This window comes from Kitasatospora sp. NPDC097643, from assembly GCF_040302625.1.
Taxonomy (GTDB): Bacteria; Actinomycetota; Actinomycetes; order Streptomycetales; family Streptomycetaceae; genus Kitasatospora.
Window position 1 is genome coordinate 93,310 of the sequence record NZ_JBEOSA010000029.1, and the last position, 8,565, is coordinate 101,874.

9 protein-coding genes are annotated in these 8,565 nt (G+C 73.0%); 5 read left to right on the forward strand and 4 right to left on the reverse strand.

Translation table 11 applies throughout. The annotated features are described in order from the left end of the window. Window positions 1-80 precede the first annotated feature (80 nt). The 3 genes from ABTY15_RS20105 to ABTY15_RS20115 all read right to left on the reverse strand — a co-directional run bounded on the left by ABTY15_RS20105 (window position 81) and on the right by ABTY15_RS20115 (window position 2,769). The gene (locus ABTY15_RS20105; protein WP_350593201.1) at window positions 81-578 is read right to left on the reverse strand and encodes a F0F1 ATP synthase subunit B family protein; all 498 of its coding nucleotides are present in this window, start codon (window positions 576-578) and stop codon (window positions 81-83) included. A gap of 119 nt (window positions 579-697) precedes the next feature. Then, window positions 698-1,924 carry a kynureninase gene (gene kynU, locus ABTY15_RS20110; protein WP_350593208.1) on the reverse strand — a complete coding sequence of 409 codons (1,227 nt, stop codon included), beginning with the start codon at window positions 1,922-1,924 and terminating at the stop codon, window positions 698-700. A gap of 14 nt (window positions 1,925-1,938) precedes the next feature. After that, a complete protein-coding gene (locus ABTY15_RS20115) occupies window positions 1,939-2,769 on the reverse strand; it encodes a tryptophan 2,3-dioxygenase (RefSeq protein WP_350593212.1) in 831 nt (276 codons plus the stop codon). Between the two features lie 216 nt (window positions 2,770-2,985). Between ABTY15_RS20115 and ABTY15_RS20120 the strand changes: the two genes are divergently transcribed. Then, window positions 2,986-3,420: an Lrp/AsnC family transcriptional regulator gene (locus tag ABTY15_RS20120; RefSeq protein WP_350593217.1), complete on the forward strand. Its 435-nt coding sequence runs from the start codon at window positions 2,986-2,988 to the stop codon at window positions 3,418-3,420. Window positions 3,421-3,505: 85 nt separating this feature from the next. Continuing rightward, window positions 3,506-4,045 carry an NADPH-dependent FMN reductase gene (locus tag ABTY15_RS20125; RefSeq protein WP_350593223.1) on the forward strand — a complete coding sequence of 180 codons (540 nt, stop codon included), beginning with the start codon at window positions 3,506-3,508 and terminating at the stop codon, window positions 4,043-4,045. A gap of 30 nt (window positions 4,046-4,075) precedes the next feature. Here ABTY15_RS20125 and ABTY15_RS20130 read toward each other — a convergent pair whose 3' ends face one another. Next, entirely contained in the window at window positions 4,076-4,708 is a 633-nt protein-coding gene (locus ABTY15_RS20130) for a MarC family protein (RefSeq protein WP_350593231.1), read from the reverse strand. Window positions 4,709-4,897: 189 nt separating this feature from the next. On the opposite strand from ABTY15_RS20130, the gene ABTY15_RS20135 reads away from it, so the two are divergent. The 3 genes from ABTY15_RS20135 (at window position 4,898) to ABTY15_RS20145 (ending at window position 8,384) form a co-directional block, all read left to right on the forward strand. Continuing rightward, complete coding sequence (locus tag ABTY15_RS20135; RefSeq protein WP_350593237.1) at window positions 4,898-5,458, forward strand: DoxX family protein; 561 nt, start codon at window positions 4,898-4,900, stop codon at window positions 5,456-5,458. Window positions 5,459-5,636: 178 nt separating this feature from the next. Further along, the gene (locus tag ABTY15_RS20140; RefSeq protein WP_350593244.1) at window positions 5,637-6,254 is read left to right on the forward strand and encodes an FxLYD domain-containing protein; all 618 of its coding nucleotides are present in this window, start codon (window positions 5,637-5,639) and stop codon (window positions 6,252-6,254) included. Window positions 6,255-6,566: 312 nt separating this feature from the next. After that, window positions 6,567-8,384 (forward strand): glycosyl hydrolase family 18 protein, encoded by a 1,818-nt coding sequence (locus ABTY15_RS20145; RefSeq protein WP_350593251.1) that lies wholly within the window; start codon window positions 6,567-6,569, stop codon window positions 8,382-8,384. The last annotated feature ends 181 nt before the right edge of the window (window positions 8,385-8,565 follow it).

Below are 8,565 nucleotides of genomic sequence, written 5' to 3' on the forward strand. Positions count from 1 at the left end.
GCGCCCTGAGCGCAACGACGCAGGCCGCCCGGGTCGAATCGACCCGGGCGGCCTGCCTCGTGTGCTGGGTCCGCGGTGGCTCAGTGCTCGCTGAGGAAACGATCCACCGTGCGGCGGTCGGCGGCGACGGAGTGCACCGGCTCGCCGACCACCCGGCCGGCCAGGGTGACGGCCAGCTTGCCGACGTCCCGGCGGAGTCGGGCGGCGGCCTCGGCCCGTTCGGCGGCGATCAGGGCGCGCATGGCGGCGAGCAGCTCGTCCCGCTCCCGGGCGCCCTCGGCCCGGGCCCGGGCGATGGCCGCCGCGCCCCGCTCGGCGTACTCCTGCCGGATCCGGGCCGCCTCGTGCCGGGCGGCCGCGAGCTCCCGCCGCCCGGCGTCCTGGACGGCCTCGGCCTCGGCGCGGACCGCCTCGGCCCGTTCGGCGCGGCCCTCGGTCGCGTCCCGCCGCTCGGCCCGCAACCGCTCGATGCGCGGGAAGGCGCCCCGGCCGAGCGTCCACAGCATCAGGAAGTAGAGCGCCAGGCCGAGGGCCAGCATGGCCGGTTCGGGCTTGAGCGGTCCGAGTTCGATGTTCATGCTGACCTCCCCGGTGCGGCTGACGAGCAGTCAACGGGGAGGCTTCCCGCGGTGGTGAGCATCGAACGTCAGTCGGACATGACCTTCGTCACGACCGCCGCCCCGATTCTCGGAGGCTGTCAGGTCACCTCGCCCCGGCGGGAGAAGCGCTCCGCCCGCCACTCGCCGCTCTCCAGCACCTCGGCCAACTGCCGTGCCGCTTCCCAGACATCGGTGTGGGACAGGTAGAGCGGGGTGAAGCCGAAGCGCATCAGGTCCGGCGCGCGGAAGTCCCCGATCACCCCGCGCTCGATCAGTGCCTGCACCACCGGGTAGCCGTCGGCGTGCCGCAGCGCGACCTGGCTGCCCCGCCGGGCGTGCTCGCGCGGGGTCGCCACCTCGATCCCGTCCAGGCCCTCGACCAGGGAGATGAACAGGTCGGTCAGCGCCAGGCTCTTGGCGCGGACGGCGGTCAGGTCGGCGCGCTCCCAGACGTCCAGGCTGGCGCCCAGCGCGGCCTGGCCCAGCAGCGAGGGCGAGCTGGTCAGGAACCGTCCGATGCCCGGCTTCGGCTCGTAGCCGGGCTCGAAGGCGAACGGGCGGGCGTGCCCGAACCAGCCGCTCAGCGGCTGCAACGGGCCGGCCGCCAGGTGCCGCTCGGCGACGTACAGGAAGGCCGGCGAACCGGGGCCGCCGTTCAGGTACTTGTAGGTGCAGCCGATCGCGAAGTCCGCGCCGGCGGCGCCGAGTTCGACCGGCAGCGCGCCCACCGAGTGGCAGACGTCCCAGATCATCAGCGCGCCCGCGGCCTGCACCCGGGCGGTGATGCCGGGCAGGTCCAGCAGCTCGCCGGTGCGGTAGTCCACGTGCGAGAGGACGACCGCGGCGACGTCGCCGTCCAGGTGCGCGTCCAGCTCCTCCGGCCGGATCAGCACGCTGCGCGCGCCCTCGACCAGGCCGGTGACGCCCTCGGCGATGTAGAGGTCGGTCGGGAAGGCCTCGCCGTCACCCAGCACGGTGTGCCGGCCCGGGCGCAGCCGCAGCGCCGCCGACAGCACCTTGAACAGGTTCACCGAGGTGGTGTCGCAGACGACCACCTCGTCCGCCCCGGCCCCGATCAGCGGCGCGATCCGCCGGCCCAGCCGGTACGGCTGCTCGAACCAGCCGGCGTCGTTCCAGCTGCGGATCAGCGCCTGGCCCCACTCCTCCTCGACCAGCTGCCGCACCCGCTCGGGGGTGCGGGCCGGCAGCGCGCCGAGCGAGTTGCCGTCCAGGTAGATCACCCCGTCCGGCAGGGTGAACTCCTTGCGGAACTCCGCCAGCGGGTCGACGGCGTCCAGCGCCGCGCACTCCTCGCGCGTGATCATGCCCTTGTCCTCGCTCACATCTCGTCCCGGATGGTCCACAGCTCGGGGAAAACGTCCTGCTCGGCCGCCTTGCGCAGCCAGCTCAGTCCGCTGGAGCCGCCCGAGCCGGGCTTGCCGCCCATCGTCCGCTTGACCGCGGTCAGGTGGCGCTGGCGCCAGCGGGTCACCCGCTCGGCGACGTCCAGCAGCGCCTCGCCGAGCGGCTGCAGCGCGGCGAACTCCGGGTCGGTGTAGACCCGGCGCCAGGCGTCCGCGACCGCCGGGTCCGGCTGGTACCGCTGCGCGGAGACCTCGGCCCGGACCGGCAGGCCGCGCCGGGCCAGCAGCGCCAGCGCGTCGTCGTACAGGCCGGGGGCGTGCAGCACCCCGGTCAGCTCGGCGAGCGTCTCCGGCACCTCGTCGTACATCCGCAGCAGCGCGGCGTTCTTGTTGCCGAGCAGGAACTCCAGGTGCAGGAAGGCCGAGGACTGGAAGCCGGAGGCCTCGCCGAACACCGAGCGGAAGGCGTTGAACTCCTGCGGCGTCATGGTGGCCAGCAGGTCCCAGGACTCCACCAGGACGTCCTGGACGTGCGTGCCGCGCCGCAGCGCGGCCAGCGCGGACGGCAGGTCGTCCTCGCGCAGCGCCTGCTGGGCGAGCGTCCACTCGTGCCGCAGCAGGTCGAACAGCAGTTCCATCACCTGGGTGGTGACGATGAACGACAGCTCGGCCGGCACCTTGCTGCGCGGGTGCTGGAGGCTGTGCAGCTCCTCCAGCCGCGCGTAGCGGGCGTACGGGGTGCCCCGACCCGGCTCCTGGCCCCGACCGAACGACAGGTTGGGTGTCTCCACCGTGTCGTGCCCCATCCGATTTCCTCCTGATCCACCCGGGCGTCGTCGCCCGGCCCGGCGACCAGACGGACGGCCTGGTTCCACCGGGGCCCCATTGTGCGGCGGTGCGGCCCCCCGCTTGAATGGCCGCCGGGCACCGCTACCGGCCTCGGGGTTTGCGTCCGCGATGCGTTCGGTCGATTCCCTTTACGATCGGCAGAACCGCCGATTCCAGCCACTCCGGGAGTCACCATGGACGCCGTCGACCGCCACCTGCTGGCCGAGCTACAGGCCGATGCCAGGCTCTCCTACAACGAACTCTCCCGCCGGGTGAGCCTGTCCGCACCCGCGGTGGCCGAACGGGTCCGCCGGCTCGAGGCGGACGGGGTGATCACCGGCTACCACGCCCACGTGGACCTCACCCGCTCCGGGCTGCCGATCACCGCGCTGGTCCAGATCCAGTGCTACGGCCCGCGCTGCGTGCTGCGCGACCCCGAGGTGGCGACCTGGCCGGAGGTGCTCCAGCTGCACCGGGTCACCGGCGGCGCCTGCTGCGCGCTGCTGGTCGCGGTGCCCACGATGGCCGACTTCGAGGCGCTCTGCGACCGGCTCGGCGGGTACGGCCAGCCGGCCAGCTCGATGATCCTCTCCAGCCCGGTGCCCTGGCGGCCAGTGGTCGTGCCCTGAGTGGTCCTGCCCGGGACGGTCGTGCCCGGGACGGTCGTGCCCTGACGCGTGCCCCCGACCGGAGGGGAACGGTAGGTTCCTCGGCATGCCGAACGACCGTCACATCCTGCTGCTGCCGGGGAGCCTGCGGGCCGGCTCCACCAACGAGACCGTGCTGCGCACCGCCGCCGCCCTCGCCGCCACCACCCCGGGCCTGCGCGCCACCTACTACGCTGGCCTGGCCGAACTGCCGCACTTCAACCCGGACGACGACCTCGACCCGCTGCCCGGCCCGGTCACCGCCCTGCGGGAGGCGATCGAGGCCGCCGACGCCCTGCTGATCTGCACCCCCGAGTACGCCGGGACGCTGCCCGGCTCCTTCAAGAACCTGCTGGACTGGACGGTCGGCGGCACCGAGATCTCCGACAAGCCCACCGCCTGGATCAACGCCGCCGGGCCGGGCCGGGGCCACGGCGCCGAGGCCACCCTGCGCACCGTCCTCGGCTACACCGGCGCGGCCGTGCTGGAGGAGGCCTGCGCCAAGATCCCGCTGGACCGCGCGGCGGTCGGCCCGGACGGGCTGGTCGCCGACCCGCTGGTGCGGGAGCGGATCGGCGAGGTGCTGGCCACCCTCGCGGGGCGGTAGCGGTAGGGGTAGCGGTACGACCGGCCGGGCTCAGTGCCCCTCGGGGAGGTGCAGTCCGAGCCCGGCCAGGCCGTTCAGGAACAGTTCCACGCCGACCGCCGCCAGCAGCAGTCCGAGCAGCCGGGAGAGCACCTCCAGCGAGGTCCGGTGGGTGCGCTGCATCAGCGGCGCCAGTACGGCCACGCAGGCGTAGTTGATCACCACGACGCCGGTGTACGCGGCGCAGACGGTGACTCGCCAGCCCCAGTCGTCCTTGGTGAGCGCGGCGACCAGGACGGCGGTGACGGCGAGCGGGCTGGCGATGTACGGCAGCAGCAGCTCGCGGATGCCGTCCACCATGTGGTTCTTCAGGTGCTCGTCGCCCCTGCTCTCGGCACCGAGGTGGACGCCGAAGACCAGCGCGACCGCGTAGATGAAGAAGATCGTCCCGCCGGCGAGCTGTAGCGACTGGTCGCTGATGTGGAACAGCGAGGTGGTCCAGTCCGCGCTGAAGACGAGCGCCACGGCGATCACCGCCGAGATGACCGTGCTCCAGGCCGCCAGCCGCCGCAGCTCCTGGGTGGTCCGGGTGGCGGCCAGGTGGGCGAAGGACAGCAGGACCTTCGGCGGGCCGACCACGGCGAAGAAGGCGATGAAGGCGCTGCTCAGGTTGAAGACGAACATCTGCCAAGCATGACCGCGGCCCCCGCCACGACCGGCCCGCCACGCCCCGCGCCCGGGTGTGGCGTGCGGCGTGAGCTCCGTATTCCGAAGATCCCGCGGATTCGCCCGGATGGCGGCCCCGACTCGAACGGGTGCTCGCTCTCGGGTGCTATGGAACCCGGACCACCCCCGCGGGAACGAGGATGCGACATGTGTCTGAACCGGAAGGACCTGGGCCTGCTGGCCCTGCGCGGCGCGGTCGGCGGGGTGCTGATCGCGCACGGAACCCAGAAGCTGTTCGGCTGGTTCGGCGGCGCCGGCCTGGAGGGCACGGCCCAGGCGATGGAGCACATGGGCTTCCATCCGGCCCGGGAGAGCGCCCTCGCGGCCGGCCTCGGCGAGGCGGGCGGCGGCGCCCTGCTGGTGGCCGGGCTGGCCACCCCGGCGGCCGGTGCGGTGGTGGCCGGGACGATGGCTGGCGCGGTGGCGGTGCACGCCCCGGCGGGCTTCTTCACCGTCTCCGGCGGCTACGAGTACCCGGCGTTCCTCGGCGCGACCGGGCTCGCGCTCGGCCTGGCCGGCCCGGGGCGGTACTCGCTGGACCACCTGACCGGTTATGTCTTCGACCGGCGGTGGGTCGGGGTGCTGTCCTTCGCGGCGAGCGCCGCCGGGGCGTACGGCGTGGTGGCCCGGCGCCGGCACGTGGTGCGGCTGCGCGAGGAGCGGGCGGCCGTCGAGGCGGACGAACAGGAGGGCTCGGGGCTGTCCTGACGCCAGGGCCGGTCCGACGGTCCGCCGCGCCCGGCGGGAGCTGTCGGACGGGCCCCAACCGGGCGGGCGGCCCGGCGGACCGGCCGCCCGCCCCGATGGATCACCTCTGCTGGCGGCCCCGGCCGGGGCCGCCCCGACGTGGACGGCGACACGGAGCGTCGCCGGGAGTGGACAAGCCATGGACCGAAAGCCGCTCAGCCGGACACCCGCCCGCCCGCGGGTCACCGCGCGGCGCCCGGACGCGCCGCCTGCACGCCGCCAACACCGCCTGGCGGCAGGGGTGTTGGCCGCGGCCGTGGCCGGTGCGACGGCGCTGGCGGGCTGCTCCTCGGGCAGCACTCCGAGCAGCGTGGCCTCCTCGGCGGCCGCGGCCGTCTCGAAGGGGGCCTCGGCGGCCGCCTCCGTCGCCTCGGCGCTGGCCTCGGCGGCCGGCGGGATCGGCTCGGCGATCTCCTCGGCGGAGGCGCAGGCCTCGGCGGCGGTCTCGGCGGCCTCCTCGGCCGTCGCCGGGATCAAGGGCGGGCTGGACGCCAAGGGGGACGTCACCGCCGGGGCGGTGACCACGGGCTCGGACGGCAAGGCCCAGGTGGAGCTCACCGTCACCAACCACGCCCAGCAGTCGTACCGGTACGTGATCCAGGTGAACTTCACCGACGGCTCCGGCAAGGTGCTCGACGCGACCGCGGTGACCGTCCCGGACGTGGCGGCCGGCCAGAGCGCCCAGGCCACCGCGCGCAGCAACCGGGACCTGACGGGCACCGTCAAGGCCGAGGTGGCCAACGCGGTGCGCTACTGAGCCGCAGTTCGGTGCCGCTGGTCGGCGGGGTCGCGGGGGAGGGCGGCGAACCTTAAGCGCGGCTCAAGGCCCAACATCACCCCTTGACGAGGGAGTTGGTCTAGTCCATTTTTATTGCCCAGGTGCAGGGAGCCCCTGAACCGGCGTCAACGGCCTCGTGCCGCGGGCGCCGGTTCGGCACATCCCGGTGTCCGTCCAGGCCTGATCCCGCTCGATTCCCACCCCTGATCTGTCATGTCCCGGTCGTCCGGCCCCACCCCGGACGTGCACCCCCGGGCTGACGGAACCCCCACGACCAGGAGTCACGCACCCATGCTGCGCTCACGCATTGAAAGGGCCGGGACCCCGGCTCCGGAGGGCGGCCGCCGCCGGCGCCCGAAGAGCCTGGCCGCCGTCGCGGCCGGCACCACCGCCTCCCTGCTGCTCGGTGCGGGCCTCGCGCTGTCCGGCGGCGGCGCGGCCAACGCCGCGACCACCAACAGCACCGGCGCGCCCGCCACCAGCGGCGGCATCAAGGTCGCCTACTTCGACCAGTGGTCGATCTACGCCAACGCGTACTACCCCAAGACGATCCAGGACACCGGCGTCGCCGGGAAGCTGGACTACATGATCTACTCGTTCGCCAACATCCACCCGACCGACCTCGGCTGTTTCGAGGCCACCAAGGCGGCCAGCGGCGACGACAACAACCCCAGCGCGGGTGACGGCGCGGGCGACGCGTTCGCCGACTACCAGAAGAGCTTCGGCCCGGACATCGCGGTCGACGGCGTCGGCGACGTCTGGGGCCAGCCGATCGCGGGCAACTTCAACCAGCTGAAGAAGCTGAAGGCGAAGAACCCCAACCTCAAGATCCTGATCTCGCTGGGCGGTTGGACCTACTCCAAGTACTTCTCGGCGGCGGCCGCCACGGACGCCTCGCGCAAGCACCTGGTCTCCTCCTGCCTCGACATGTTCATCAAGGGCAACCTCCCGGTGGACGCCGGCTACGGCGGCCCGGCCTCGGCGGCCGGCATCTTCGACGGCGTCGACATCGACTGGGAGTACCCGGGCGGCGGCGGCCACACCGGCAACCTCTCCAGCCCGGCCGACAAGCAGAACTACACCCTGCTGCTCCAGGAGTTCCGCAACCAGCTGGACGCGCAGGGCAAGGCCGACAACAAGACCTACGCCCTCTCGGCGGCGGTCGGCGCCGGCCAGGACAAGATCATGAACATCGAGACCGACAAGGTCGGCCAGTACCTGACCTTCCTCGACGTCATGACCTACGACATGCACGGCGCCTGGGACGCGCAGGGCCCGACCAACCACCAGGCCCCGCTCTACTCCGGCCCGAACGACCCGATGACCCCGGCCAAGCCGGGCCACGGCAAGTACTCGATCGACAACGCGGTCAAGGCGTGGACGGTCGGCGACCCGGACTACGGCATCCCCGGCGGCTTCCCCGCCAAGAAGATCAACATGGGTGTCCCGTTCTACTACCGCGGCTGGACCGGCGTCGCGAACAACGGGAAGAACGGCCTGTTCCAGCCCGCCACCGGCGCGGCCGCCGGCGCGGCGATGTCCGGCAACGTCCCCGGCATCCAGATGTACAAGGAGCTCGGCGGCTTCGTCGACAACCCGGCCAAGACTTTCTGGGACGACGACGCCAAGGCCACGTACTTCTACGACGGCAGCACCTTCTGGAGCGGTGAGGACGCCAGGTCGATCCAGGCCAAGGCCGACTACGCGCACTGCAACGGCCTCGGCGGCTCCTTCGCCTTCTCGCTGTACGACCTGGGCACCAGGACCGCCCTGTTCGACAAGATGGTCGAGGCCACCAACGGCTCCGCGAGCGGCTGCCCGGCCGCGCCGAACCCGACGCCGACCCCGACCACCACGGTGACCCCGACCCCGACCCCCACCGCGACGGCCACCCCCACCGCGACCCCGACCGCCACCGCCACCGCGACGCCGACCACCCCGGCGGGCTGCGCGGCGGCCCCGAGCTGGGACGCGAACACCACCTACGCGGCCGGCGGCACCAAGGTCTCCTGGAAGGGCCACTACTACACCAACAAGTGGTGGACCAAGGGCGAGGACCCGAGCCTGAGCGGCCAGTGGGGCGTCTGGACCGACAACGGCCCCTGCTGACCCGCTGCGCAGTCTCAGGTGAAGACAGTGCCCGGGTGAAGGCAGTGCCCGATCGACAAGAGTCCGGCCCGCCGGGGGAGCACCCCCGCCAAAACAGACCCAGGCCGCGAAACCGAAAAGGCACGACGCGACCCAGCCCGAACTGGGAAGTGGTGTTTCTAGGGATTGGCCGCCCCGGGAC

What these genes read in the sequence shown, in the direction of transcription:
- kynU (WP_350593208.1), bottom strand. Translation starts at nt 1,924, where the DNA reads ATGATCACGCGCGAGGAGTGCGCGGCGCTGGACGCCGTCGACCCGCTG.
- ABTY15_RS20120 (WP_350593217.1), top strand. Translation starts at nt 2,986, where the DNA reads ATGGACGCCGTCGACCGCCACCTGCTGGCCGAGCTACAGGCCGATGCC.
- ABTY15_RS20105 (WP_350593201.1), bottom strand. Translation starts at nt 578, where the DNA reads ATGAACATCGAACTCGGACCGCTCAAGCCCGAACCGGCCATGCTGGCC.
- ABTY15_RS20145 (WP_350593251.1), top strand. Translation starts at nt 6,567, where the DNA reads ATGCTGCGCTCACGCATTGAAAGGGCCGGGACCCCGGCTCCGGAGGGC.
- ABTY15_RS20115 (WP_350593212.1), bottom strand. Translation starts at nt 2,769, where the DNA reads ATGGGGCACGACACGGTGGAGACACCCAACCTGTCGTTCGGTCGGGGC.
- ABTY15_RS20125 (WP_350593223.1), top strand. Translation starts at nt 3,506, where the DNA reads ATGCCGAACGACCGTCACATCCTGCTGCTGCCGGGGAGCCTGCGGGCC.
- ABTY15_RS20130 (WP_350593231.1), bottom strand. Translation starts at nt 4,708, where the DNA reads ATGTTCGTCTTCAACCTGAGCAGCGCCTTCATCGCCTTCTTCGCCGTG.
- ABTY15_RS20135 (WP_350593237.1), top strand. Translation starts at nt 4,898, where the DNA reads ATGTGTCTGAACCGGAAGGACCTGGGCCTGCTGGCCCTGCGCGGCGCG.
- ABTY15_RS20140 (WP_350593244.1), top strand. Translation starts at nt 5,637, where the DNA reads ATGGACCGAAAGCCGCTCAGCCGGACACCCGCCCGCCCGCGGGTCACC.